We start from the raw sequence: 25,950 nt of genomic DNA on the forward strand, positions 1-25,950 counted from the left end.
ACATCGCCTACGCACCTTTCCACTTCGCCTTCATCAGCAATGTCGAGCGCGCGATACCAGACTTTCGACGCGTCCGGCAACGCAGCCGCCGCCGCCGCCAAGCCGTCCTCGTTGCGGTCGATCAGCGCGACGCAGGCGCCTTCGGCGGCCAGACGCTCGCTGAGCGCGCGACCAATGCCACTGGCCGCACCGGTGATGATGGCTACCTTGTTTTCAAATCGCATGGCTGTCTCCTGTTTGTTTTTCCCGTTCCTGCAATTCACGCCATTGCAGCTTGCCGGTCGACGACTTCGGCAGCGCGTCGACGAACTGCACGATACGCGGGGTCTTGTAGGCGGCCATGTTGGCACGCGCCCACGCGACGATTTCCTCTGCGCTCACCTTGCCGCGATACGCTTCGCGCAGCACGATCACCGCCTTCACCGTTTCGCCGCGCTTCGGATCGCGCGCGGCGATGATGCAGGCTTCCTGGATGGCCGGATGCTGGTACAGCAGCCCCTCCACTTCCGCCGGCCACACCTTGAAACCAGAGGCGTTGATCATGCGCTTCAAGCGGTCGACCATGAAGAAGTAGCCTTCCTCGTCGGTCTTCGCCAGATCCCCCGTGCGCAGGAAGCGCTTGTTGTCGATCTCGACAAAGACTTCCTTTGTTGCCTGCGGATTGTTCCAGTAGGCTTGCATCACGTTGGGCGCGTTGACGATGATTTCGCCGACTTCACCCGGCGGCAATTCGTGAAAATCGGACGGATCGACCACTCGCGCGTCGACGCCGTAGATCGGAATGCCGAGGCATTGCATTTTCGACCGGTCGGGCGGATTGATATGGGTGGCGGCGATCGTCTCCGACATGCCATAGCCCTCGACATAGGGCACACCGAACAGGTCCTTGAGTTGCTGCGCGACGGCTTCCGGCATGGCCGCCCCGCCGCCGCGGATGCCGCGCAGGCTGGACAGGTCGTATTCGGCGATCTTCGGGTTGGCCAGCAGGTCGACCACCATGGTCGAAATCAGCTGCAGTGTTGCGATCTTGTAGCGCTGGATGCACTCCGCCGCGACTTCGCGGTCCCAACGTGGCAGCACCACCATCGTGCTGCCGTGATACAGCGGGCCGCTCATGCTGCCCTGCATGCCGGTCACGTGAAAAAAAGGCAGGACCGACAGCGTCACTGAATCCTGGTGGGTGTTGAACCATTGCATGCTGGCGACGACGCTGGCCATCGTGCCGCGGTGCGTATGCATACAGCCTTTTGGATGACCCGTTGTGCCCGAGGTGTAGGGCATCACGCACAGATCGTCCGGGCCGACGGTGAGCGGTCCGGGCCGCAGATTGCGCGACAGCATGTCACGCCACAAGGTCACGCCCGCACCGGCCAGCTGCTGGCGCGGCGCGCTGACGAAGTCGGGCACCTTGAGATCGGTGGGGCACTTCAGGTAATCCGAGTAGGCCGCCACCAGGATATGGTCCAGCCCATCGTCGAGCAATGGCGACATCTGCGCAAAAAGATCCTGCGCCACGATCGCGGCCGTCGCACCGGTGTCCTTGACGTAGTGACGCAATTCGTTGGTCAGGTTCATCGGGTTGACCGGGACCACCACCGCATTGGCGCGCAGGATGCCGTAATAGGCGAGCACGAATTGCGGGCTGTTTTGCATATAGAGCAGCACGCGGTCGCCTTTTTTCACCTTGCATACCTGCTCCAGATAGCCGGCGATGCGCTCGGTCTCGTCCTTGAATTCGGCGTAAGTGATCGGCGTGTCGTAGAACAGGATGTAAGGCTTGTCGGGGAAACGCGCAGCGGATACTTCCACGTTGTAGAACAAATTGGTTTGCGGCACCGTCAGGTGCTGCGGCTGGCTGTCTGGCCAGAAGGCGAGGTGGCGATTGGACATGAACGAATTCCGTGACGGTGAATGGGTAGGCTTCAAGAACGTCGGATGGCGGGATTGACAGATTTAACCAAATCCATCCCGCGCTCGACGATCAAGGTCCCTTCACCCACCCATGCGTTGGGCCAGCGCCCATGCCTGCTCGGCCAGTGGACGGGCGCGCTTGCCGGCTTCTAGCGCAGCCGCATTGGAGGCGTTGCCTTGCAATGCACGGGCCATAATGCCTTGCAGGATGCTGGCGAGGCGGAACATGTTGAACACCATGTAGTAGGTCCAGTCGGACTCGCTAACTGCACCGGCGTCGCCCCGGCCGGTACGTGTTAGATAGGTCTGCAGGTACTGCTGCTCAGTGGGAATGCCCAGACCGGGCAGATCCAGGCCGACCAGACCCCGCGCGCCAGCACCACTCATGTGCCAGGTCATGCAGTGGTAGGCGAAATCGACCATGGGATGCCCCAGCGTGGAAAGCTCCCAGTCCAGCACCGCCAAGATCTTCGGCTCGGTCGGGTGAAACATCACGTTGTCAAAACGGTAGTCGCCGTGAACAATGGCGACCTCATCACCCGCCGGTATGTGTTTGGGCAGCCACGCCATCAACTGGTTGGCAGCGTCTATGGTTTCAGTTTCTGCAGCGCGATACTGCTTGCTCCAACGACCGATCTGACGCTCGATATAGTTGCCGGGCTTGCCGTAGTCGCCCAGACCCACGGCCTGTGGATCAACGCAGTGCAAGGCAGCAATGACACGATTGAGCTCGTCAAAATGTGCGGTCCGCTGCGCCGGCGTCATGCCGGGCAGGCTTGGATCCCACAGGACACGTCCTTCAAGGCAATCCATGATGTAGAACGCAGTGCCAATCACTTGCGGATCCTCGCACAGCGCGTAGGCGCGCGGCACTGGCACATCAGTGCCCGCCAACGCACTGATGACGCGAAACTCGCGATCTACGGCGTGCGCTGATGGCAACAGAACACCTTGTGGCTTGCGCCGCATGACATAGTGTTTCCCGCCTGCGCTCAGGCGAAAGGTGGGGTTGGACTGCCCGCCCTTGAACTGCTCCACCTGTAACTCACCTGAATAGCCTTCCACCTGCTCGCGCATGAAGCGGGCCAAGCGATCAATATCGAACGCGTGTTGCGACGCAACCGGGCGAGTGCCGGTGAAGCTGTCAAAGTCTTCTGCCATTGCGGTGCGCTCAGCAGACTTCAAACAAGCCGGCGGCACCTTGGCCGCCGCCGATGCACATGGTGACCACCACGTACTTCGCGCCGCGCCGTTTGCCTTCAATCAAGGCATGACCGGTCAAGCGCGAGCCGCTCACACCATAAGGGTGTCCGACGGCGATGGCGCCACCGTTGACATTGAGCAACTCGTCGGGGATGCCCAGCTTGTCGCGGCTGTAGATCACCTGGCAGGCAAAGGCCTCGTTCAACTCCCACAGGCCAATGTCGCTGACCTTCAGCCCGGCGCGTTCCAGCAGGCGGGGAATGGCGAACACCGGACCAATGCCCATCTCATCGGGCTCGCACCCCGCCACCGCAAAGCCACGGAAAATCCCCAGGGGCTGGATACCGCGCTTTTCCGCCAGTGTGGCGTTCATCAGCACGCAAGCCGATGCACCGTCCGAGAACTGGCTCGCATTGCCTGCCGTCACGACACCGCCCGGCAGTGCCGAACGAATCTTCGAGACGCCTTCGATGGTCGTATCGGGTCGGATGCCCTCATCGGCCGAGATCGTTACTTCCTTACGCGTGATGAGCCCGGTGACCTTATCAACCACGCCCATGATGGTAGTCATCGGCACGATCTCGGCATCGAATTTGCCGGCAGCGGCAGCGGCAGCGGCGCGCACTTGACTGCGCACGCCATACTCGTCCTGCGCCGCCTTGGAGATGTTGTAACGCTTGGCCACCGTCTCGGCAGTCTGCAGCATGCTCCAGTAGATCTCGGGCTTGTGCTCCAGCAGCCAGGGATCGGCACGCATGTGGCGATTCACCTCGTTTTGCACACACGAAATGGATTCAACACCCCCCGCAACGATGACGGGCACCTGGTCAACAATGATGCGTTGCGCCGCCATGGCAATCGCCTGCAGACCCGATGAACAAAAACGGTTGAGCGTCACGCCCGCAGTGGTCACCGGCAGACCCGCACGCAGGGCGGCAGCGCGCGCGACATTGCCACCCGTGGTGCCTTCGGACAGCGAGCCACCGAGGATGCAATCCTCCACCTCGGCCGGGTCAACGCCGGCACGCTTGACGGCGTGCTCGATGGCATGGCCGCCCAGGGTGGCGCCGTAAGTCATGTTGAATGCGCCCTTCCAGCTCTTGGCCAGACCGGTACGCGCGGTGGAGACGATTACTGCATCAGTCATTTGGGTTCCTTGTTGAATCGCGTTTTAGTTGAAAGTCTTGCCTTCGTCGGCCAGCTTAACCAGCAAGGGGGCCGGCTGCCACGATGGATCAGCACCCGGTTCAGCGGCAAATTGCCGCAGACGGCGCACCACGTTGGGCAGACCCACCATGTCGGCATACAGCATGGGGCCGCCTCGGTGCAGCGGGAATCCATAGCCGTTCAAATACACGATGTCGATGTCGGAGGCGCGCGCTGCGATACCCTCGGCAAGAATTCGCGCACCTTCGTTGACGAGCGCGTACATGCAGCGCTCAACAACCTCCGCGTCACTGATCTTGCGCGGCGTGAGGCCCTTCTCTTTGCGGTATTCGGCGATCAAAGCCTCCACCATCGGGTCTGGAATGGGATCGCGCTTACCCGCTTCATAGCGGTACCAGCCGGCACCTGTCTTCTGGCCAAAGCGACCGGCCTCGCAGATGCGGTCCGCCACCACAGGCACGTAAGCACCCGGGTTCTCGGCCTGACGGCGCTTGCGACCGGCCCAGCCAATGTCCAGGCCCGCCAGATCACCCATGCGAAACGGGCCCATCGCAAGACCGAATTTCTGCAGGGCCCCGTCCACCTGTTGCGGCAAGGCGCCCTGGTTCAACAGGCCATTGGCCGCTGCGCCGTAGCGCGCCAGCATGCGGTTACCAATGAAGCCGTCGCAGACACCCGAGACCACCGCAATTTTTTTGATTTTCTTGGCCATCGCCATGCAGGTGGCGAGCACGTCCGCCGCAGTCTTCGCACCTCGCACAATTTCCAGCAGGCGCATCACGTTGGCCGGGCTGAAGAAATGCAGGCCAATCACGTCCTGCGGGCGTTTGGTAAATGCTGCAATCTGGTCAAGATTGAGCGCAGAGGTATTCGACGCCAGGATGGCGCCGGGCTTGATCACCTCGTCGAGCTTTCTGAAAACCTGCTCCTTGACGTCCATGCTCTCGAACACGGCTTCGATCACCAGATCAACGTCGCGGAAGTCCTCATAGCTCAGCGTCGGCTTGATCAAGCCCATGCGCTGGTCGACTTGGGCTTGCGTCAGCTTGCCCTTATTCATCGAGTTCTCATAGTTCTTGCGAATGGTCGCAAGCCCTTTGTCCAGCGCTGCCTGTTGGGTCTCCAGCAACACGACCGGCACACCTGCGTTGACGAAGTTCATCGTGATACCGCCACCCATGGTGCCGGCACCGATCACGGCGACCTGATTGACCGGGCGCAGGGCCGTGCCCTCTGGTACGTCGGCAATCTTGGTTGCGGCACGTTCGGCTGCGAACACATGGCGCAAGGCACGCGACTCGGGCGTGGCCATGAGTGCGAGGAAGCCGTCGCGCTCCACCTGCAAACCTTCGTCAAACGGTTTGCTGACGGAGGCTGCCACGGCCTCAAAACACTTCAATGGTGCGGGGAAGTTCTTCGAAGCTGCTGTGATCGTATTCCTGGCGAACTGCAGAAAAGCATCAGATTGGGGATCACGGACCTTGAGATCCCGTGCCCGCTTGAGCGGCAGGCCTTCAGCCACCACTTTGCGTGCAAATGCCACGCCGCCGGCCACCAGATCACCGTCAACGATTGCGTCAATCAGCGGCGTGCCTTTGAACTTGATGGCTGGCGTCGGGCTACCCGACACAATGATGTTCAAGGCGGCCTCCAGGCCAAGCAGGCGCGGCAGGCGCTGTGTGCCTCCGGCGCCTGGCAACAAACCGAGCTTGACTTCGGGCAGACCGAGCGTGGCATCGGCCAGCGCAACGCGGAAGTGGCAGCCCAGCGCGAGCTCCAAGCCACCCCCCAGACATTGACCGCCAATCGCGGCCACCACCGGCTTGCCGCTGTTTTCGATCAAGTCAATCACCACCCGCAGATTGGGCTCACGGGCCGCTTTGGGCGTGCCGAACTCCGTGACATCGGCACCACCCGAAAACGCACGGGCCGAGCCCGTCAGCACCAGGGAGCGCACAGCGCTGTCTGCATTGGCCCGGTCCAGCGCGGCCACAATGCCGGCGCGCAGCTCAGCACCCAATCCATTGACAGGCGGTTTGTTCATGGTGAGCACGGCCACTTCGCCATGCACCTCGTATTTCACATAGTCATTCATTTGTTTGCCTTCCGAATTAAAGGGAATGTGGGAGATAAAGAAAAATTAACAGCCAAGCTTCTTGTCAGCGATATTTCGGTCCACGATTTATGACCTGATCCGGTCATGTCAATACTGTCTGAGCATCGCAAGCTGGTTTTGATGAAAGTTGGCGTCGCCAAAAAACTCTTGCAAGACCCGCGCACGCTTCATGAAAAAACCCATCTCGAATTCATCGGTCATGCCCATGCCACCATGCATTTGCACGCCTTCCTGCACCGCCAGCGTCGCCGTGGTGCCGGCGCGCGCTTTGGCAATCGCCACCGACAGCGCCACCGGGGCAGCGGCTTCATCCAGGCTCTGCAGCGCCTTGATAACCGAGGCACGGGCAAGCTCCAGGTCGCAATACAACATGGCCGCGCGGTGCTGTAGCCCTTGAAATTCACCAATGGTCTGCCCGAATTGCTTGCGCTCCTTGAGGTAGGACACGGTGCGCTTGAAGGCCTCATCGGCCACGCCCAGCAGCTCAGCCGCCGCCGCCGCACGCCCGGCATTGAGCGCCGCCTGCAAGCCAGCCCACCCGCCATCCACCGGACCAAGAACGGCGTCCGGTGACACGGCAACATCCTTGAACACGACACGCGCACTATTGTGTGCGTCCACCATGACAATACGTTCGATCTCCACGCCCGGCGTTTTGGCATCCACCAAAAACAGGGTGATGCCCACCGTGTCCGAGGTTGCGCCAGATGTTCTGGCCGCAACAATGAGGACATCCGCCACATGACCGTCAAGGACAAAGGTCTTGCTGCCATTCAGCGTATAGCCATCGGCCCGTTGGGTCGCCATCATCGCAATATGCTGCGGCTTGTGTTTGGTCTGCTCATCGACGGCCAGCGTGGCGATACTTTTTCCGCTGGCAAGTGCTGGCAACCACCGCTGCTGCTGCGCATCACTGCCAACCTGCCGGATGGCGGTCACGGCCACGACACTGGACGCCAGGAACGGCGACGCGGTGAGGTTTCGTCCAATTTCCTCCATCACAACACCGGCTTCAACGTAGCCAAGGCCCAGACCGCCATGTGCTTCAGGCACCAGAATGCCGGTAAAACCCATATCGGCAAACGCGGCCCACAGGTCGCGTGAGAAACCAGTGGCGTCGCGCGAATCACGCAGTTTGCGCAAGTGAGAAACGGGGGCATTCTCCGTCATAAATACGCTGGCGCTGTCTCGCAGCATGCCTTGCTCTTCTGTCAATACGAGTGCCATAGTCTGTGATCCTGGTCTGTCAAGGAAAAAGCGCCGTCTTATGCGCCCGGAAGCTCAAGAATGCGTTTGGAAATCACGTTCAGCTGCACTTCGCTGGTGCCGCCCTCAATGGAATTGCCTTTGGTGCGCAGCCACGCACGGGCTGCTGCGCCCTGACGTGAATCTGCACTTTCCCAATCGAGCGCATCGCTGCCCCCGGCGGCCATCATCAGCTCATGGCGTCGTTTGTTGAGTTCTGCACCGTAGTACTTCAGCGCGGAGGAGAACGCTGGATGTGCCTGCCGATTCTTGGCCATGTCGCCGAAGCGTTCCAGCATCAGGCGAAAAGCGGCTTCGTCGACCTCGAATTCGGCAATCTGCGCACGCAGCATCGGGTCGGCCAAGCGGCCCTGCGCATCAACACCCACCAGAGATGCTGCCACTTGACCCAGAGGCCGACTCACGGTACGGTCGCCGATGCTACTGATCATTTCGCGTTCGTGCGTCAGCAAGTACTTGGCGACATCCCAACCGCCGCCGGCTGTGCCCACCAGATTGCGCTTCTCAACCCGCACGTTGTCAAAAAACGTTTCACAAAACGGGGATTTGCCCGAAATCAGCTGAATCGGCCTGGTGCTTACGCCTTCTGTCGCCATATCGAACAACACAAAGCTGATGCCCGTGTGCTTTTTGGCGGCGGCATCGGTGCGCACCAGACAAAATATCCAGTCCGCCTGGTCTGCGTAGGAAGTCCAGATTTTTTGACCATTTACGATGAAATGATCATCACGGTCTTCCGCCTTTGCTTGCAGTGAGGCCAGATCAGAGCCAGCATTGGGCTCCGAATAGCCTTGGCACCAGCGAATCTCACCGCGTGCAATTTTTGGCATGTGCTCCAGTTTTTGCGCCTCCGTGCCAAATTTCAGGAGCGCGGGCCCCAGCATCCAGATGCCAAAGCTGTTCAGTGGCGCCCTGCAGCCCATGGCACCCATCTCCTGCGCCAGAACCTTGCCCTCTTCGGCAGTCAGACCGCCACCGCCATACTCGCGCGGCCAGGTGGGCACGGTCCAGCCTTGGGCTGCCATACGCAGCAGCCAGACTTGCTGCGCTTCAGACCCGAACTTCCAGTTGCGCCCGCCCCAGCAAACCTCATCCTCACTGGTCAGGGGCACACGCATCTCGGGCGGGCAGTTTTGTTCGAGCCAGGCCCGTGTCTGCAGGCGAAAGTCGGCAATAGCGGTGGTATCGGACATGATGAATATTCTCCGTTTCAGAAAACCGGATCAGGAGGATCAGTTTCGGGAATTAAATGGTGACGCCACCGTCGACGACGATGCTCTGACCCGTCACAAATGACCCCGCCTGAGACGCAAGAAAAACTGCGGCTCCGGCAATCTCATCAGGCTCGCCAATACGGCGTAAGGGTGTCGTTTCGGTGCGCCGTTTGAGCATTTCAGGGTCTTCCCACAGCGCGCGCGCAAAGTCGGTCCTGATCAGGCCCGGCGCAATGCAGTTGACACGGACGTTGTGGGGGCCGTACTCGACGGCAAGATTGCGCGCCAGCTGAAAGTCGGCTGCCTTGGAAATGTTGTACGCGCCAATAAAAGGCGAGCCACGCAAGCCACCAATCGAGGAAACGATGATGATGGCGCCATCCTTGCGTTCAATCATCTGCGGCGCGACAAAACCAATCAACCAATGGTTGGCAATGACGTTGTTCTCCAGAATCTTGCGAAACTGGTCGTCTTCGATGCCCGCCAATGGGCCGTAGTAGGGATTTGTTGCCGCATTGCACACGAGGATGTCGATCTTGCCAAGGCGCTGGATCGTCTGGTCCGCGAGATGCCGCAAATCGTCTTTGCTTGAGATGTTGGCCGGAATGGCAATCGCCGCGCCCGCACCTCGCACCGCATTGATGGCTTGAGCCACTTCGGCACAAGGCTCCGGCTTACGCGACGAAATCACCACCTGCGCACCCTGCTCGGCCATGCGCTCCGCAATGGCCTTGCCGATGCCACGGGATGAACCGGTGATAACCGCCACTTTTCCGGCCAGAGAAAATAAGGACATGTGTCATTTCCTTGAATAATATTTACAAACCCTGTTTCCTGATTTTTACCCTGACAGGGTTCTATTTTTTTCCGAATCCTGACAGATGCCGCCAATCAAATCTTGGCCTGCGGCTTCTCAAGTGCATAGCGGCCGTACTCCAGGCGAGCAATTGTCCGGTTGTGCACTTCATCGGGGCCGTCCGCTAGACGCATGGTGCGCATGCTCGCATATTGCTTTGCCAGACCGGCATCCGTGCTCACACCCGCGGCCCCAAAGGCCTGAATGGCATCGTCAATGATCTTCAGCGCGGCGCGCGGTGCGGCGACCTTGATCATGGCGATCTCTGCACGTGCTTGCCGGTTGCCGACCTTGTCCATCATGTCGGCGGTCTTCAGACACAACAGGCGGGTCATCTCGATGTCGATACGCGCATGCGCCACCCGCTCCTCCCATATGGACTGTTCCGAGATGCGCTTGCCAAAAGCGACGCGGGCCTGCAAGCGTTTGACCATTTTTTCGAGTGCCACCTCGGCGCTGCCGATGGTGCGCATGCAGTGATGGATGCGCCCGGGCCCGAGGCGCCCCTGTGCAATCTCGAAGCCCCGCCCCTCGCCCAGCAGCAGGTTCTCGACCGGCACACGCACGTTGCTGAAAGCCACTTCCGCATGACCATGCGGTGCATCGTCAAAACCAAAAACCGGCAGCATGCGAACGACCTCGATGCCGGGCGTGTCAAGCGACACGAGAATTTGGGACTGCTGCGCGTGCTTGGGAGCGGTCGGGTCGGTCTTTCCCATCACGATGGCCAGCTTGCATCGCGGGTCCCCGACACCGGACGACCACCACTTGCGGCCATTGATCACGTAGTGATCCCCATCGCGCTGGATCGAGGTCTCAATATTGGTCGCGTCGGATGAGGCCACGCCGGGCTCGGTCATCAAAAATGCCGAGCGGATTTCGCCTGCCAGCAGGGGTTGCAGCCACTTTGCTTTGTTCTCCTCTGAGGCGTAGCGCGCAAGCACTTCCATATTGCCCGTGTCAGGGGCTGAACAGTTGAAGACTTCCGAGGCAAATCCAACTCGGCCCATCTCCTCCGCACACACGGCATACTCAAGATTGGTCAGTCCGGCACCTCGGTAAGGGCTGTCTTCTGGCAGGGAGTCTCGCGGCAGAAACAGATTCCAAAGGCCTTCTGCCTTGGCTTTGAGCTTCAGCTCCTCAACCACAGGGACGACCTGCCAGCGCTTGTCACCAAACGCCTTCATCTGGTCAATATAAACCGGCACGGCAGGGTAAATGTGCGCATTCATGAACGCGACGACGCGATTGCGCCAGTACGTTTGATTCTCGGACATCGTGAAATTCATAGGTCTCCTTTTGTTCGGCAACGCAGATGTGCCGTGGTGTACTGACAAAATTTGGGGCAATCCCCGACCAACTTACTTCTCAAACAATAGAACTTTGGTTCCATCCGTATTCGCCATAGACTTTGGGCCCGCTGGAATCCAATGAAGGAGCGAGACCACGGCATGGCTACCGGACTCCCGCTGTCTGTCGGCGGCTCAACCCAGCGCCAAGAACTCTACCCAGTTGCCGTCCGGATCTGAAACAATACCGATACGCACACCGGGGCGCAGTTCGCGCTCTTTCATGACCACTTTGTGACCCTGGTCAGCGCATGACTGCAGCATTTCCGTGATATTGGTGACCGTTATCGTCCAATAGCGATAACCGGTCGCACCCGGGATGCCACCGGGAGGGGCTGCTGCAGGTGTGCTGGCAAGGACGACCAGCTTGATCATGCTGTCCCCGCACAGCATCTGATGCATGACGCCATCGCCACCCGGCATCGACATTTCGCGCAGGTATTTGAAACCGAGCACGTCCCGGTAGAAAGTTAGCATGGCCTCGCCATTGGTCGTGACGATGCCCAGGTCGATGGCTTGCTTGCCGAGTTGTACGCCCACAGTTTTCTCCTCGTTGTTAGGTGGTGGCACCTTAACGCAGGTAGAACGACCCGTCAGTCACCAATGTGGCTTGAACCGGGGGCCTCGTCCAAGTGACGGCCAATGGGTCACCGCCGAGCACTCAGCTGCCGAGCTGAGCCGCAGTTCGATTCCTTGCGTCTGCCGAACGGCACTTGCTGGTCCACGTCCGCTGTGGGCAGATTCACCATCACCATGATCGCCCGGGTCTTTCCATGGTCAAGGTCGCTTCATCGCGTGCCGAAATGTTCCTCGCAACGCGCATTGACCCCGACACCGCTTCCCGGACCATTTTTTAAAGAACGTAGGCTTTGTCCCCTCATTTTTAAACACTTCACTCGCCTAGTCTGCGTATATTCTGATTCACGGTTTGGGGATTCATTTCAACAAAATATAAGCAAAATCATCACCATGCAAAGCCAACAAGAACAAAGAACACCAAATATTGAAATGGCGAGTGGCGCTGTTTCCCGCGCTTCACTGCACGCAGAGGCCAATTTCAAAAGGCTGATGCGCGTGCAAGGCTGGTGGGTCGACACGACCCGCTTTGACTGTGACCCATCGTATGCAACTGAGTTGATACGATTCGCGACTGCATCGCAATCTTTCGCATTGCGCGAGTGCGCCATTGTGTTGCAAACTGCGTTGGATGGCCCCGCGCCTTGCAATACCGGGCGGGTGGCATCCTACGGGCTTCTCTAAAGTTCATCCGTCGACGATGCTTTAGACGCACTGTTGCAGCCACCAAGCTTGGGGCGACTTCATACCGGTGATCCGGGTGTCTTGATCGCCTGGCGGCAGCAGCAAGCCTCTGTTTTGCCCGCTCCATCTTGAAAATTTCGCAAATGGCCTTATCATTAGCACTCGCAAGAGTTGAGTGCTAACAGACTATTGTCTTAATAGAACTTTCTCTTCAAGTTAATGAGTGCCAACTTTTATCGTTGGCGCTCTTGATTTTTCAACCTCTGTTTCAAAACCAAGGAGATTCCATGAAACTTCGTCCTCTGCATGATCGCGTGATTGTTAAACGCGTGGAAAACGAAACCAAAACCGCTTCCGGCATCGTCATTCCTGACAGCGCTGCTGAAAAACCTGATCAAGGTGAAGTGCTGGCCGTGGGTCCTGGCAAAAAGAACGACAAGGGCGAATTGAGCGCCATGGCCGTCAAGGTCGGCGACCGCGTGTTGTTCGGCAAATACAGCGGCCAAACCGTCAAAGTTGACGGCGACGAACTGCTCGTCATGAAAGAAGACGACCTGTTTGCGGTCGTTGAGAAGTAATTTCTCAGCTCTTCATAGTCTTATTAATTAACTGAATTCGGAGAATCCAACATGGCAGCAAAAGACGTCATTTTCGGCGGCGAAGCCCGCGCACGCATGGTCGAGGGTGTGAACATCCTGGCCAACGCCGTTAAGGTAACCCTCGGCCCTAAAGGCCGTAACGTGGTTCTGGAGCGCTCATTCGGCGCCCCCACCGTGACCAAGGACGGTGTGTCCGTCGCTAAAGAAATCGAACTCAAGGACAAGCTGCAAAACATGGGTGCGCAGATGGTCAAGGAAGTTGCTTCCAAGACTTCTGACATCGCTGGCGACGGCACCACCACCGCTACCGTGCTGGCCCAAGCCATCGTGCACGAAGGCATGAAATACGTGGCCGCCGGCATGAACCCGATGGACCTGAAGCGCGGTATCGACAAGGCAGTCACCGCACTGGTTGCCGAACTGAAGAAGGCTTCCAAAGCCACCACCACTTCCAAAGAAATCGCCCAAGTCGGTTCGATTTCCGCCAACTCTGACGAAGCTATCGGCAAGATCATTGCTGATGCAATGGACAAAGTGGGCAAAGAAGGCGTGATCACGGTTGAAGACGGCAAGTCACTTGACTCCGAACTCGACGTCGTTGAAGGCATGCAGTTTGACCGTGGCTACCTGTCACCCTACTTCATCAACAACCCCGAAAAGCAAGCCGCTTTGCTGGACAACCCGTTTGTGCTGTTGTACGACAAGAAAATCAGCAACATCCGTGACCTGCTGCCGACCCTGGAACAAGTCGCCAAGTCCGGCCGTCCTCTGCTGATCATCTCGGAAGATGTCGAAGGCGAAGCTCTGGCAACGCTGGTGGTCAACACCATCCGTGGCATCCTGAAGGTTGTGGCGGTCAAGGCCCCAGGCTTTGGCGATCGTCGCAAGGCCATGCTGGAAGACATCGCCATCCTGACTGGCGGCAAAGTGATTGCTGAAGAAGTTGGCATGTCGCTCGAAAAAGTGACCCTGGCTGACCTCGGCTCTGCCAAGCGCATCGAAGTGGGCAAAGAAAACACCATCATCATCGACGGTGCTGGCGCTGCTGCTGACATCGAAGCCCGCGTCAAACAAGTGCGCGTGCAAATCGAAGAAGCCACGTCCGACTACGACCGCGAAAAACTGCAAGAACGCGTGGCCAAGCTGGCTGGCGGTGTTGCCGTGATCAAGGTTGGCGCTGCCACCGAAGTCGAAATGAAAGAAAAGAAAGCCCGCGTTGAAGACGCCCTGCACGCGACCCGCGCTGCCGTTGAAGAAGGCATTGTGGCTGGTGGCGGCGTCGCGCTGTTGCGCGCCAAGCAGACGGCTGGCGCCATCAAGGGTGACAACGCTGACCAGGAAGCCGGCATCAAGCTGGTGCTCAAAGCCATCGAAGCGCCCCTGCGCGAGATCGTGTACAACGCCGGCGGCGAAGCCTCTGTCGTGGTGAACGCGGTCTTGGCGGGCAAGGGCAACTACGGCTTCAACGCGGCCAACGACACCTACGGCGACATGATCGAAATGGGCATCCTGGACCCCACCAAAGTGACCCGCACCGCACTGCAAAACGCAGCCTCTGTGGCGTCCTTGATGCTGACCACCGAGTGCATGGTGGCTGAAGCACCGAAGGAAGAATCTGCTGGCGGCATGGGCGGTGGCGATATGGGTGGCATGGGCGGCATGGGCGGCATGGGCATGTAACGTGCTCCTTGCCTGACGACCTACAGCGTCGTTGTTTGGGCTTGCCGCACCAATGGTGCTGTCTGCGCCCAAACGCCTAGCTGTAGATCGTCATGCTGCGTCGATTAGCTTTATTGCTTTCGATACAAAAAAACCCCGCAGAGCGCAAGCCTTGCGGGGTTTTTGTTTTTCCATTTATTTGAAACCGTTTAACGACTGTCAACAGTGTCGCAGGTACATCAGGTCACAGTCATCACAAAAAACGCCGGACAAGCTCCACCCCGACAAATGCCGAACGACCAGACGCAGGCTCAAAATAGCGGCCATTGCCTTCATTCACAATCACGGAGCCAGCGTAGACACGGTCCGTCAGGTTGTCGATCCGGGCAAACTCCTTGAGTTGCCACGGCCCGAAGGTCTGCTGGAAGCGCGCGCCCAGGTTCACGACAGAGTAAGCCGCGGCCTCGTCCGTGTTCGCGTCGTTGACAGCTATCGGGCCCACATGCCGAACTTCCAGGGTGAATACGCCCGGCACGGTTTTCGGCTCCCATGCCAGCTGCACAAACAGTTGGCGCCCCGGGATACCCGGTATGCGATTGCCCGCCGGTATCACCAGCGTGGGGACGGCGCACGGACTGGCCGCGCAGGTGCGAAAACTGTCGCTGTAGCTCGCCTCCATCAACGTCAGCGCGGATGTGACATTGACATTTCCCCATTGAACCTCTGCTGACAACTCCAGGCCTTGACGCAGGCTGTGGCCCGCGTTCTGGAAAGTGGACCGCCCCCCGGTGTTGGACAGGACCGCGATCTCGTCGTCGGTGCGTATGTCAAATGCCGTTGCGGTCCAGGCCAAGTCTGCATGTCGGCCCCGTAGGCCGACTTCGCTGCTACGACTTCGGCTGGCCAGCAATTGGCTGTTCAAGCCAGTCCCGCCGTTCGCTTGGTAGGCCACCTCGTTCAAGGTCGGTGTCTCAAACCCCCGACCCGTGCTGGCGTAGGCTTGCAACGCGTCTGATAGCCGGTAACGCCAACCCAGCACCGGCATGGTGCCGGAATAACTGCTTGATCCGCTGTCATCGGGGTTGCCAGCAGCAACGTAGTTGTCGGATGACGTGAAGCGCACGCTGGAGTGCCTGACCCCTGCGGTCAGTGTCCAGTCGGTGCTTTCCCATTCAAGCTGCGTGTAGGGGTCCACCGTGGTGGCGGTGTTGTTCTCGTCACGCCGCAGACGCCCCTGAACGCCCAGGGCGCTTGGGTTAGCCGCCGGGCCGGAGAAATTCTCGAAACCACGGCGCCACTCATTTTGACGGTCCGAGGCTATTCCCGCAGAGGCCGTCAGCCGTCCCGCATCAAATTGACGATCCAGACGCCAACGGGCGTTGACCCCACCATAGTCGCGCGCCAGATCGATCACGCCACCCGGGCTGGTCGCAGCCACTTGCGTGGCAGCAGGAATGGACTGATATTGCGTCACGGTGCGCTGACCGCCATAGGTCATGAATTCCAGCCGATGCCCCCCTCCCAGCCGGTGTTCCCATGCCAGGCCGACCTGGGTCTGGTCAAACCCTTTGCGTGTATTGAAGGTCGTCGCCGTGGGCGTTGTTTGGTAGGGGTTGGCAGAGAACTCGGTCCGCGACAGTCCAAGCGGATCTTGCGCGCTGCCCTTTTGCCGACTAAGGATGGCCACCACGCGCCCATCTTCATACGGTCTGGACAGCTTGAAATACCCGGTATCCCGGCTCGCCACGGATTGCGGCCGAAAACCATCCGCCTCGAAGGTCGAGACATCGAGTGCGTAGTTCAGCGAACCCATGGACCCTTCAGCTTGGGTTGAGGCGCGTCGCAGGCCATCGGCACCACCAGCGGCGCCCACGCGCAAATTCGCCGGTGAACTTCCTTCGTTGCTATAGAGAGCGACAACGCCCCCTGAAGAGCTGCCGTAAAGCGCGGCGTAGGGACCGCGAACGACCTCGATGCGCTGGGCGCTCCCGAGCGGGAAATTGGCGGCCTGGCCTTGTCCATCGGGCGCGCTGGCAGGGATGCCATCGACGAAGAGTCGAACGCCACGCACACCAAAAGTCGAACGCGCACCAAAGCCACGTATCGAAATTTGCAAGTCCTGCGCGTAATTCTGTCGATTCAGAATCACGAGTCCGGGAACGCGCCCCAGGCTCTCCGACAAATTGACCTGCAATTGACCGGCGCGAATCTCCTCGCCTTCCACAATGTCCATGGACACCGGCGCCAGCCAGCGCTGCCGGTCTGGCGCAGCGCCAGTGATGACGACCGGCTGCAGAACACCACCCTCGCGGGCGGCGGGCGTTGCACTTTCAGCCGCAACCAAGGCTGGAACCGACAGAACCCCGAGTGCACCCGCCAGGACCGCACATCGGGCAGTCCTGGCGGGCGGGCATGCCGCTATACGCGGCATTTCTCTACGATGTGATTTACTCACTTCTTGGGACGTATAGCATCCGCCGTACCCTGGATGAAGGCCTTGATCTTCTGGATTTCCTCCATCGTCAGCTTGCCAGTGAAATCAGGCATGCCTCGCTCCACCGCCGGTCCTTTCAGGATGAACTTATCGAGGTTCTCGATAAAGGACGCATCCATGTAGCCCAGGTTGGGGATGTTGCCGCCGCGGTCAACACCCGGTACGCCATGACAAAGAACGCAGTTACTGACATACAGCATGGTGCCTGCCTCATATTGAGCCGGGTCGTATTTCACGCCCGTCAGCAGTCCACCCAACTTGTAAGCGACAAAGTCAGGCATCGGTGTTTTTCCACCAATGGCAAAGGTGTAAACCGTGCCCGGACCTTGCTTCTCGGAAGCCCGCTGCGAAACCCCGTATGCACCGCCCCATCCCACGGCAATCGATACGTACTGCTTGCCATCCACCAGATAGGTTGATGGCGCCGCGATCACGCCGGTCCCGGTGGGTGACTCCCACAACTTCTCGCCGTTTTGGGCGTTGTAGGCGATGAAGCGCCCGTCTGCCGTGCCTTGAAACACCAGGTTACCCGCCGTCGTCAGCGTGCCACCGTTCCAGGGTGACACCTGCTCCTGATGCCACGCTTCTTTTTGCTGCACTGGATCCCAGGCGATCAGACGCCCAAACGGTTTGCTTTTCGGTGGTGCGACATTGAGCATAAAGCCGGTATTCCAACCCGTACCGGAACCCGGTTGGCCCGGCTTGTTGGAATTGAAGCTCCAGTTTTTGTCGTCCATCAGGTTGATGGGTACGTTTTGCGCCGGCAAATAGACGAGCCCGGTCTGTGGATTGAACGACATGGAATGCCAGTTATGCGCACCATACGGGCCGGGAATGGCGTCAAACGGCCGATCGGTGGGACGCGCCTCGGCGGTCTCGATCGGACGCCCCTTCGCGTCGTAGCCGGTGGCCCAGTTCACATCAACAAAGTTTTTGGCCGAAATGAGCTTGCCATTCTTGCGGTCAATCACGAAGAAGAAGCCATTCTTGGGTGCGTGCAGGATCACCTTGCGTGGCTTGTTGTCAATCTTGATATCGGCCAGAATCATCGGCTGGGTTGACGTGTAGTCCCAGTTATCGCCGGGCGTTTCCTGGTAATGCCAGACGTACTTGCCCGTGTCGGGATTGAGCGCAACCACGGATCCCAGATACAGGTTGTCGCCGCCGCCCGGGCTGCGCTTGGAACGAGCCCAAGGCGAGCCGTTGCCGGTGCCGATGTACATCAGATTCAATGCCGGATCGAACGTCATCGAGTCCCAGGCGGTGCCGCCACCACCGGCTTCCCAGTACTTGCCACTCGGATCCCATGTTTTGGCCGCCGCAGCCATGGAAGCATCTTCAAATGGCTTGCTCGGATCCCCCGGTACCGTGAACCAGCGCCATTTCTGCTTGCCGCTGGCAGCGTCGTAGGCCGTGACGTAGCCGCGCACGCCGTATTCGGCTCCACCGTTGCCAATGATCACCTTGTCTTTGAAAATACGTGGCGCGCCCGTGATCGTGTAGACATGGCTGTGGTCAAGAACGGTGTCCTGTTCCCACGCCACCTTGCCCGTCGCGGCATCCAGTGCGATCAGACGACCGTCGAACGCGGCAACATAGACCCGGCCTTTGTACAAGGCGACGCCCCGGTTGACCACGTCACAACAGCCTTTGAAGCCAATTGAGTGATCGACCTTGGGGTCATAGGTCCAGATTCTTTTGCCGGTGCGCACATCCACGGCGTGAACAATGCTCCAGGACGCGGTCACGTACATGATGCCATCGACCACCAGCGGCGTGGCCTCGACGCCCCGGGTGGATTCCAGGTTGTAGGACCAGACCAGCCCCAGGTCCTTCACGTTGGAAGCATTGATCTGATTGAGTTTGCTGAACCGTGTTTCCGCATAGTCCAGCCCGGTGCTTGGCCAGTCGGCGGTCTTGGCCTCATTGGCGCGCATGAACTTGCCGTCAATACGCTGGGTTACCGCCGAAATATGCTCGCTTGAACCTTTGGCCGGCGCTGTGCCTTGTGCCCAGGCAGGGGCTGTCAAACCCAACAAGACCAGGGCCAGCGCAGCCCCTGGAAATTGGCTGAACCGGCTTGTCGGAGCCCGTTCCACCGAATTATTCAAATTGGCAACAGTTGCCATGCTCAGGGTCATTTTCATTCGCTTGTCTCCTTAGATATGTCCATCGTGGACGTTGGGTTGAGATTGATTAACTGCAGCCGCCTAGCCCAGCAAGGCGTTCAGGAAAATGCGGGGGATCTTCAAGAAGCTGGGACGGTACTGGAAAGCCACCAGCAAGCGCCCCAGAATGGCGCCCTTGCGGTTGGTGATGAACCAGGGCGGTCGGGGCAGCAGGGTGAAGGACAAACTCAGCAGGTTGCGTGGAAACGGCCGGAACGGCGCTTCCACAACGGTGCGCTCAGGCTTGTCAAACAGGCAGGTGTTGTGCACCACGCCAATACCACTTTGCACGTCAGTCAGCGTGTGTCCGGGGAAGGCACCCCAAGTGGCCTGCGGTGTCAGAAAGCCCAGACCGGTCCAGGCGTTGACCGCGATGGTGCCGTAATGCAGGTCAACCAGCAGCTCTTCAAAACGCGCGCGGCCGATCTGCGCAATGGTCTTGGGATGGATCACGATGTTCGCGCCCAGCGTGCCGTAGAGCTGGCTGTTGGCGTACGCAATGGCGGCTTTCAAAAAAGCTTCCGGGTCGGTGCCCGACAGCTCGGTCACATTCATGGCCGGGGCAAACACTTCCACCGTTTTGGCGTAGCTGTTTTTCTCATCCAGGGGCGCCATCAATACGGCGGTACCCCCGCTACGCGCCAGAGCTTTGACCTTTGTATTTTGGGCTGTGAAGCCCTTCAGCCGATCTTCTGCGCCCGGGTAGTACAGGCCACGCGGCTGGGACGCGGACAGGGTGTGCTCCAACGCGTCGACAAAATCCGCCTTTTGCGACCAGTCTTTGGACACGATCAAGACCTGGCAGGCCACGCAGTTGAAGCCGTTGTTGTGCAGCTTCTGGGTTGCCACCTGCTCCGCCTGAAATCGGATGTCGGCGCCTGTCCAGGGGCCCGGCACCACGATGGTGGGACAGACGGCGCCCAACTCAGACGAAATCGCACGTGTGTTTTTCGGCGTCCCGGCGGTCTTGTTGGCACGGCCGTCTTCGCCCACACCCCAGACGATGGCATCGTGCGAAGCGCCCGAGCCGGTAATGTGGATTTCGTCCACCAGCGGGTGGTTGCACAGGTACTGTCCGCAATCGGTGGCACCGCGCACGATGCTGAGCACGCCGCGATCGATCAAGGGTTTGAGCGCCGGCTCCAGGAATTGGATCAGATAGTCGTTGACGGGATTCATCTTCAATATCACGACCTGGTTTTCGGCAAAGAGCTTGTGGAACACGTCCAGCGGCGCAATCGCGGCAATGTTGCCCGCACCGAGCACCAGTGCCAGCTTGCCCTGCTTGTGGTGGGGGCTGGCGGGGTCATAGGTGGAGGCGGTGTTGGCACGCAGCGTGCCCGGTGTCACGCCGGGCGCCATCCAGACATCCACCTTCACACCACTGAGCAGCAGGTGATCCCAGATGGAATGGGGCAACACCCGCGCCACCACCTGGCCGTTGGGCAACTGTCGTACCGGCGTGTGATCCAGATGTTTTTTGCCCGCCACCTGGGACAGCGTAGCCATCATCTGGTTGCAATAGCCCATGACTGTATAGGGGCCGGAGAGCCACTCTTCACCGACCAGCGGGGATCCCTCGGGAATACCTTTCATGCGCGCTGCCGCTTCGGCCCAGGCCTGGGCCACTGGTCGCAGGCATTCCTTAATTTCGGCCAGGATGGCGATGCGCTCCGCCACCGGGGTTTTCACCCAGCGGTCTTTGTTGGCAGCCAGACGCATTAACGTTTGGTCCAGGTCGACAAAGGGAACCGGGGTGTTGGGTTCTGTATGTTTCACGATGTTGCCTCTCCAGCAGCGACAAGCCGCCTGGTCTCATTCAGTGTTGATCGGATCAATGCAAGCAAGCAGTGTCAGGGTTTCCAAGCTGAGCGTCATGTTCGGGATTTCCCTGATGCAAAATTGTTCCGTTCCAGCACACTGCCCAAGCTGACGCGCCGGCACGGACGCAGCGGAAAATCGTATCCGAGGCGACTGAGTAAGTGTTTACCCGATGTGTGCCAGGTGGCCGACGGGTGAAAATGTGAGCCCGCCCGCCCTCAGACTGTTACCCACTATGGCCCTGCAAACCCGGATGGACTCTGGCACTCCCCACCAGTTGTTTTTCACAACCCCTGAGCAGCGCATTGCGCTCGCAAGGCAGCGTTTCTTCGAGGAAGGAACCCGGCCTTCCGGCATGGTGGCGGAGCCCGTCATCCAGTCATGGATGCGCTGCACAACCGCCCATGCCCCCGTCTCGGGTGGCCTGGTACTCGATCCGGTGACGCCCAGTCGTCTGCATGGCGCCCTGAACCGCAACCGCGAGCTGCTGGCGGTCGCCCGCCAGGAACTGACCAGCATGGAAAACTCACTCAGCGGCACCGACTGCCAGGTGCTGCTGACCGATGGCGAGGGCATCATCGTCCACGCCACGCACAACCCGCATGCGGCGCGGGCGTCGATCCTGCAAAAGGCGACGCGCCTGGGCGTGAACATCTCGGAAAGCGCGATCGGCACCACGGCGCCTGGTATCGTGACCAAAACCGGCCATGCCTGCATGGTGCTCGGCGCCGAGCATTTCCACGACTGCCTGCAGGGATTCCACTGCGCGGCAGCGCCGATCCGCGATGTGACGGGGCGCCTCGCTGCGGTGTTGAACCTGTCGATCGAGTCGCGCAGCTTCGGTTTCGACGCCGCCTCAGTGATCGGGCTGTATGCCACGTCCATCGAAAACAGCCTGTTGCAGGCACAATCCCGCGAGCTTCTGTTGCTGCAGTTTCAGGCCAGCCCGACCCTGCTGGGCACCCCCATGGAAGCGCTGGCCGGCATTACTTCCGGCGGGAATGTGGCCTGGCTCAATGTGGTGGCCGCACGGCTGCTGGGCCAGCAGGCCGATGCCTTGCCGCAAACGGTGGAAGCCGTGTTCGGGTTGAGTCTGGCGGCACTGCTTCGATTTGTCCGATATGACAACGTCGAGGCGATTCGGCTACCGAGTGGCCTGGGCGTGTGGCTCAAGGCCCGCATCGTGGCAGCCGACGGCGCAGACTTCAAGCACGCCATTGCCCTGCCCCCGCCGCCCGCTGGCGTGACGGCCACATTGCCGCCATCATTGGCACCTTCCGACAGCACCTTGATGGCGGCTGACGACGCCACACTGGGGGAACACAGCCGCAAATTCATTGAAGACACGCTGGCCGCTTGTGGCGGCAACATCTCCAGAGCAGCGAAAACTTTACGCGTTTCGCGCGGCACCCTGTATCGGCGGCTGAAGGCTTGGCGCTCCAAGACAAATGTTATTTCAAGGTCGTGCTAATTTGAAACATCGCAGCGGCGGTGCCCAAAAAATCGACTTGTGCCGCCCAACCTGGCCTGAATTCATAGGCCAGGCCAAAAATCAATCCTGGTGAAAAACCCTTGTAGTTCAAGGGCACTTTATCCTGAAAAGAATCGACATAGCCATAGATCAAACCGGCCGTCCATTTGAACGATAAGGGTTTGATGCCGCCAATCGAGCGATAGACGCGGCCCCAAGGGTAGACATACAGGCTTTCCTGGCCAAACGAATTTCTGAACAGCGTGATGCCGTTGAGTGTGGCGTCGGGGTACTCGCGCTCCAAGCCGATCATCACCACGTCTCTGTGTTCTGCATCGAAGTGGTAGTGATGGGTATAGGGACTGAATTGCAAGCGCAGCACATTGCGTTGAGCCGCATCCGGGTCCGCCTCCGCGCTTTGCTGCGCCACAGCGCTGCCCGCGAGGAGGGCCACAATCAGGCCGATGACAATGCGAATTAATTTATTCACGGGATGAGGATGGAGTTTGTGATGCGTCTCCAACGCGGTGCATGGGCGGCATGGCTGCCGACTGCAAGGCACTACGCTGGTTTTCTATGCGTTGTTATAGCATTTTCTCTGCTCTCCACCAGCGGTTGCGCATGGCTGGATGCCAGGCAGCGCCAGATCATCTACCGCCCGACGCAGGGTACATCTTCCGACTTTGCGGCACTGCAGGCCGGTGATGAGCGTTATTTTGTCAACCTGCCACCAGACGCCGCCCGCAATGGCAAGGACGCCAGTAACGTCGACCGCCCAACGCAGCGCATCGAGCTGTGGTGGTTGCCGCAGGCCGACAAAAACGCGCCCACCTTGTTGTATTTTCATGGCACGTTTCGCACCCTGTTCGACAACACACGCAAGATTGAGGCACTGCGCGAGGCAGGCTTTGCCGTGTTGGCGGTGGAATACCGGGGTTGGGGCATGAGCACACCGATTACGCCGTCAGAGCAAACCATTCTGCAAGACGCCGATGTGGCCTGGGCCGAACTGCAGCGCCGCGAACCGCGTGCCAAACAGCGCGTGCTCTATGGCCACTCCATGGGCAGCGGCGTGGCGGTGGATCTGGCCAGTCGACTGCACGCCAGGACGGACTACGGCGCGCTGATTCTGGAGTCTGCCTTCACCAGCTTCTCCGACGTGGCGCGCGAGGCAGGACTGCTGGCGCAGTTTGTTTCTTTTTTCAACAACGAACGCTTTGCATCCATTGAAAAAATCGCACGCATACGAGCGCCCCTGTTGATGATCCATGGCAACTTGGATACGACGATTCCCATGCGTCTGGGCCAGGCCTTGTTCGCGGCAGCCAACCCACCCAAACGCTGGCTGACCATTGAGGGCGGTGCACACAGTGATCTGGACCAAATAGGCCATACGCGGTATCAGGCCACGCTGCAGCGTTTTATGAATGATTACCTGGCTGGCCAATAAGCGCGGAAATGCTATTATTTCAATAGCTGCCTACGCTTATTTCATGCGGGCTAGAAGCCTATTTTATATATAGCTCAAGGCTTGAAAGGCAACACCGTCTGGTGTTGCTCACCCAAGCCTTCAACACCCAGCGTCATGGTGTCGCCAGCCTTCAGAAACCGGGGCGGCTTCATGCCCATGCCGACGCCGGGCGGCGTTCCGGTGGTGATCACATCACCGGGCATCAGGGTCATGAACTGGCTCAGGTAGCTGACGATTTTGGCGACGCCAAAAATCATGGTCCGGGTGCTGCCGGTCTGCACCCGCTGGCCATTGACCTCCAGCCACAGGCCCAGCTTTTGGGGGTTGGGAACCTCATCACGCGTCACCAGCCAGGGGCCCAGCGGGCCAAACGTGTCACAGCCTTTGCCCTTATCCCAAGTGCCGCCGCGCTCCAGCTGGTAGGCGCGTTCGCTGAGGTCATTGATGGTGCAGTAGCCGGCGACATGGTTGAGCGCGTCCTTTTGCGACACATAACGGGCAAGTGTGCCAATCACCATGCCCAGCTCCACTTCCCAATCAGTCTTGAGGGAACCCTTGGGCAACATGACGGGGTCATTCGGGCCCTGAATGCAGCTGGTCGCTTTCATGAACACCACCGGCTCGGCCGGAATTGGCATGCCCGCCTCGGCCGCGTGGTCGGCGTAGTTCAGGCCAATGGCAATGAACTTGCCGACACCCCGCACTGGGCTGCCCAGGCGCGGCTTGCCCCGGACCAGAGGCAGCTTCTCGGTGTTCAAGCGCACCAACTTGGCCAGCGCTGCGTCTCCGAGCTGATCCGGACCCAGGTCCGGGATCACTGCGCTCAAGTCACGCAGTCGGCCCTGCGCGTCGATCAGTCCCGGCTTTTCTTTGCCAGGCTTGCCATAACGTACAAGTTTCATGGAGTTCCTTTAATGTAGGTTGAGAGAGGGAAGCGGCCCCGGTGATTTGAACAACTTTCCCCGATGTATCAGTGGGCTCTGGGCGGATTACAAACAGTGCAGCATTGTGCACGGCGACGCTGAACACGCCGGGACATGGACGCGGCGGGCGCGTCTGCCCATCAGGTCCGTCTTTTTGAGACTATCCGTGGTGCGGGCGCAGCGATGTCGGAAATTGCGCGCTTCAGAAATTGCTTGCTGGATTCGATAATCATTTTTTGCCCCGCTTCGCTTGGCATCGCTCTCGCCATGACTAGCGCACCGACCAGCTGGCAAATGAAAGCCCAGGCAAGACTTTCGCTGCCGAGCCGCTTCGACAGTATGTTCGTCCCTTTCAACAGTTCTTTTTCATAGAGCAATTTGACGGATCGATCGGCTCGCGCTATTTCGGCGCCCAGAGCAGGAAGTACGCAGCCGGCTTGCGGATGCTTGACATGACTCAGGCACAAATAGCGGTCGAGTTCAAAATCGATCCACTCTTCAGCGGTTTCATGCGGATTGCCTGCCCACATGTCTCTGCTGATCTGCAATTCGTTTTCAATCAGCGCCTTCAGAAGATCGGTCTTGGACGAAAAATGACTGTAGAAGGTGCCGCTGGTTACCCCGGCCGCCTCCATGAGTGCGTCAACGCCAGTGGTGGCGAAGCCGCCTTCCTTGACCAGTGAGCCGCTGGTCTTGAGGAGTTCCTTGCGTTTTTCCTGCTTGTGTCCGGGCGGATATCTCATGTTGACTTCCTGGGTGAAATATTCTTGACAGCAGCAAAATTTTAACATAACGTTCGTTACTGTAACGATCGTTATTCAATAAACCGGAGATAAAAATGGGTCCCGAAACAACAGAGAAACAAGCTGCTTTGATCATCGGCGCAGGCGATGCCACCGGCGGCGCCATCGCCAAGCGGTTCGCAAGAGAGGGGTTGATCGCGTGCGCGACGCGGCGCAACGCGGACAAGTTGCAACCCCTCATCGATGCGATTGTGGCGAA

General features: G+C 59.3%; 21 protein-coding genes and 1 pseudogene. 6 read left to right on the forward strand and 16 right to left on the reverse strand.

Annotated elements, in window-relative coordinates; translation table 11 throughout:
* The 10 genes from B3V69_RS07845 to B3V69_RS07890 all read right to left on the reverse strand — a co-directional run.
* The coding region (locus B3V69_RS07845) for an SDR family NAD(P)-dependent oxidoreductase (RefSeq protein ID WP_296445369.1) at positions 1–224 on the reverse strand (224 nt) is incomplete at its 3' end.
* Positions 214–1,890: a long-chain fatty acid--CoA ligase gene (locus B3V69_RS07850; RefSeq protein WP_296445371.1), complete on the reverse strand. Its 1,677-nt coding sequence runs from the start codon at positions 1,888–1,890 to the stop codon at positions 214–216. The genes B3V69_RS07845 and B3V69_RS07850, both read right to left, overlap by 11 nt.
* Before the next feature lie 102 nt (positions 1,891–1,992).
* Positions 1,993–3,072, reverse strand: a complete 1,080-nt coding sequence (locus B3V69_RS07855; protein ID WP_296445373.1) for a phosphotransferase — start codon at positions 3,070–3,072, stop codon at positions 1,993–1,995.
* A 10-nt stretch (positions 3,073–3,082) separates the two neighbouring features.
* Entirely contained in the window at positions 3,083–4,261 is a 1,179-nt protein-coding gene (locus B3V69_RS07860; protein WP_296445374.1) for an acetyl-CoA C-acyltransferase, read from the reverse strand.
* A 24-nt stretch (positions 4,262–4,285) separates the two neighbouring features.
* Positions 4,286–6,376: a 3-hydroxyacyl-CoA dehydrogenase NAD-binding domain-containing protein gene (locus B3V69_RS07865; RefSeq protein WP_296445376.1), complete on the reverse strand. Its 2,091-nt coding sequence runs from the start codon at positions 6,374–6,376 to the stop codon at positions 4,286–4,288.
* A 108-nt stretch (positions 6,377–6,484) separates the two neighbouring features.
* Positions 6,485–7,624 (reverse strand): acyl-CoA dehydrogenase family protein, encoded by a 1,140-nt coding sequence (locus B3V69_RS07870; RefSeq protein WP_296445378.1) that lies wholly within the window; start codon positions 7,622–7,624, stop codon positions 6,485–6,487.
* A 38-nt stretch (positions 7,625–7,662) separates the two neighbouring features.
* On the reverse strand, positions 7,663–8,856 hold the full coding sequence (locus B3V69_RS07875; RefSeq protein ID WP_296445380.1) for an acyl-CoA dehydrogenase family protein: 1,194 nt from the start codon (positions 8,854–8,856) through the stop codon (positions 7,663–7,665).
* 52 nt (positions 8,857–8,908) lie between these two features.
* The gene (locus B3V69_RS07880; protein WP_296445382.1) at positions 8,909–9,673 is read right to left on the reverse strand and encodes an SDR family oxidoreductase; all 765 of its coding nucleotides are present in this window, start codon (positions 9,671–9,673) and stop codon (positions 8,909–8,911) included.
* Positions 9,674–9,768: 95 nt separating this feature from the next.
* Positions 9,769–11,022, reverse strand: a complete 1,254-nt coding sequence (locus tag B3V69_RS07885) for an acyl-CoA dehydrogenase family protein (RefSeq protein ID WP_296445383.1) — start codon at positions 11,020–11,022, stop codon at positions 9,769–9,771.
* A gap of 195 nt (positions 11,023–11,217) precedes the next feature.
* A complete protein-coding gene (locus B3V69_RS07890) occupies positions 11,218–11,622 on the reverse strand; it encodes a VOC family protein (protein WP_296445384.1) in 405 nt (134 codons plus the stop codon).
* A 429-nt stretch (positions 11,623–12,051) separates the two neighbouring features.
* Between B3V69_RS07890 and B3V69_RS07895 the strand changes: the two genes are divergently transcribed.
* The 3 genes from B3V69_RS07895 to groL all read left to right on the forward strand — a co-directional run bounded on the left by B3V69_RS07895 (position 12,052) and on the right by groL (position 14,621).
* On the forward strand, positions 12,052–12,342 hold the full coding sequence (locus B3V69_RS07895) for a hypothetical protein (RefSeq protein ID WP_296445385.1): 291 nt from the start codon (positions 12,052–12,054) through the stop codon (positions 12,340–12,342).
* Positions 12,343–12,629: 287 nt separating this feature from the next.
* Positions 12,630–12,920: a co-chaperone GroES gene (gene groES, locus B3V69_RS07900; protein WP_114968917.1), complete on the forward strand. Its 291-nt coding sequence runs from the start codon at positions 12,630–12,632 to the stop codon at positions 12,918–12,920.
* A 51-nt stretch (positions 12,921–12,971) separates the two neighbouring features.
* A complete protein-coding gene (gene groL / locus B3V69_RS07905) occupies positions 12,972–14,621 on the forward strand; it encodes a chaperonin GroEL (protein WP_296445390.1) in 1,650 nt (549 codons plus the stop codon).
* A 232-nt stretch (positions 14,622–14,853) separates the two neighbouring features.
* On the opposite strand, the gene B3V69_RS07910 is transcribed toward groL, so the two are convergent.
* The 3 genes from B3V69_RS07910 to B3V69_RS07920 all read right to left on the reverse strand — a co-directional run bounded on the left by B3V69_RS07910 (position 14,854) and on the right by B3V69_RS07920 (position 21,041).
* Positions 14,854–16,944, reverse strand: coding sequence for a TonB-dependent receptor family protein (locus B3V69_RS07910; protein WP_296445392.1), 2,091 nt, complete (start codon positions 16,942–16,944; stop codon positions 14,854–14,856).
* 107 nt (positions 16,945–17,051) lie between these two features.
* Complete coding sequence (locus B3V69_RS07915) at positions 17,052–19,241, reverse strand: PQQ-dependent dehydrogenase, methanol/ethanol family (RefSeq protein WP_296445394.1); 2,190 nt, start codon at positions 19,239–19,241, stop codon at positions 17,052–17,054.
* 63 nt (positions 19,242–19,304) lie between these two features.
* Entirely contained in the window at positions 19,305–21,041 is a 1,737-nt protein-coding gene (locus B3V69_RS07920) for an aldehyde dehydrogenase family protein (protein WP_296445396.1), read from the reverse strand.
* A 277-nt stretch (positions 21,042–21,318) separates the two neighbouring features.
* Here B3V69_RS07920 and B3V69_RS07925 point away from each other — a divergent pair, with 277 nt between their 5' ends.
* Positions 21,319–22,554, forward strand: coding sequence for a helix-turn-helix domain-containing protein (locus B3V69_RS07925; protein WP_296445398.1), 1,236 nt, complete (start codon positions 21,319–21,321; stop codon positions 22,552–22,554).
* Here the strand turns inward: B3V69_RS07925 and B3V69_RS07930 are convergent.
* The gene (locus B3V69_RS07930; protein WP_296445404.1) at positions 22,535–23,044 is read right to left on the reverse strand and encodes an ABC transporter ATP-binding protein; all 510 of its coding nucleotides are present in this window, start codon (positions 23,042–23,044) and stop codon (positions 22,535–22,537) included. The genes B3V69_RS07925 and B3V69_RS07930 overlap by 20 nt on opposite strands.
* 21 nt (positions 23,045–23,065) lie before the next feature.
* On the opposite strand from B3V69_RS07930, the gene B3V69_RS07935 reads away from it, so the two are divergent.
* Positions 23,066–24,004, forward strand: coding sequence for an alpha/beta hydrolase (locus B3V69_RS07935; RefSeq protein ID WP_296445405.1), 939 nt, complete (start codon positions 23,066–23,068; stop codon positions 24,002–24,004).
* A gap of 74 nt (positions 24,005–24,078) precedes the next feature.
* On the opposite strand, the gene B3V69_RS07940 is transcribed toward B3V69_RS07935, so the two are convergent.
* Together B3V69_RS07940 and B3V69_RS07945 are read right to left on the reverse strand one after the other, a co-directional pair.
* Positions 24,079–24,927, reverse strand: coding sequence for a fumarylacetoacetate hydrolase family protein (locus tag B3V69_RS07940; RefSeq protein WP_296445407.1), 849 nt, complete (start codon positions 24,925–24,927; stop codon positions 24,079–24,081).
* A 161-nt stretch (positions 24,928–25,088) separates the two neighbouring features.
* A complete protein-coding gene (locus tag B3V69_RS07945) occupies positions 25,089–25,691 on the reverse strand; it encodes a TetR/AcrR family transcriptional regulator (protein WP_296445409.1) in 603 nt (200 codons plus the stop codon).
* A 95-nt stretch (positions 25,692–25,786) separates the two neighbouring features.
* Here B3V69_RS07945 and B3V69_RS07950 point away from each other — a divergent pair.
* A pseudogene (locus tag B3V69_RS07950) lies at positions 25,787–25,950 on the forward strand (short-chain dehydrogenase); the annotation flags it as partial.

The organism is Rhodoferax sp. UBA5149, from assembly GCF_002413825.1.
In the GTDB taxonomy this organism is placed as follows: Bacteria; Pseudomonadota; Gammaproteobacteria; order Burkholderiales; family Burkholderiaceae_C; genus Rhodoferax.

Coding starts and splice junctions, on each gene's coding strand:
- B3V69_RS07850 (WP_296445371.1), bottom strand. CDS start 1,890: ATGTCCAATCGCCACCTCGCCTTCTGGCCAGACAGCCAGCCGCAGCAC.
- B3V69_RS07895 (WP_296445385.1), top strand. CDS start 12,052: ATGCAAAGCCAACAAGAACAAAGAACACCAAATATTGAAATGGCGAGT.
- B3V69_RS07880 (WP_296445382.1), bottom strand. CDS start 9,673: ATGTCCTTATTTTCTCTGGCCGGAAAAGTGGCGGTTATCACCGGTTCA.
- B3V69_RS07865 (WP_296445376.1), bottom strand. CDS start 6,376: ATGAATGACTATGTGAAATACGAGGTGCATGGCGAAGTGGCCGTGCTC.
- B3V69_RS07875 (WP_296445380.1), bottom strand. CDS start 8,856: ATGTCCGATACCACCGCTATTGCCGACTTTCGCCTGCAGACACGGGCC.
- B3V69_RS07860 (WP_296445374.1), bottom strand. CDS start 4,261: ATGACTGATGCAGTAATCGTCTCCACCGCGCGTACCGGTCTGGCCAAG.
- B3V69_RS07855 (WP_296445373.1), bottom strand. CDS start 3,072: ATGGCAGAAGACTTTGACAGCTTCACCGGCACTCGCCCGGTTGCGTCG.
- B3V69_RS07940 (WP_296445407.1), bottom strand. CDS start 24,927: ATGAAACTTGTACGTTATGGCAAGCCTGGCAAAGAAAAGCCGGGACTG.
- B3V69_RS07870 (WP_296445378.1), bottom strand. CDS start 7,624: ATGGCACTCGTATTGACAGAAGAGCAAGGCATGCTGCGAGACAGCGCC.
- B3V69_RS07915 (WP_296445394.1), bottom strand. CDS start 19,241: ATGAAAATGACCCTGAGCATGGCAACTGTTGCCAATTTGAATAATTCG.
- B3V69_RS07925 (WP_296445398.1), top strand. CDS start 21,319: ATGGCCCTGCAAACCCGGATGGACTCTGGCACTCCCCACCAGTTGTTT.
- B3V69_RS07935 (WP_296445405.1), top strand. CDS start 23,066: ATGCGTCTCCAACGCGGTGCATGGGCGGCATGGCTGCCGACTGCAAGG.
- groL (WP_296445390.1), top strand. CDS start 12,972: ATGGCAGCAAAAGACGTCATTTTCGGCGGCGAAGCCCGCGCACGCATG.
- groES (WP_114968917.1), top strand. CDS start 12,630: ATGAAACTTCGTCCTCTGCATGATCGCGTGATTGTTAAACGCGTGGAA.
- B3V69_RS07885 (WP_296445383.1), bottom strand. CDS start 11,022: ATGAATTTCACGATGTCCGAGAATCAAACGTACTGGCGCAATCGCGTC.
- B3V69_RS07945 (WP_296445409.1), bottom strand. CDS start 25,691: ATGAGATATCCGCCCGGACACAAGCAGGAAAAACGCAAGGAACTCCTC.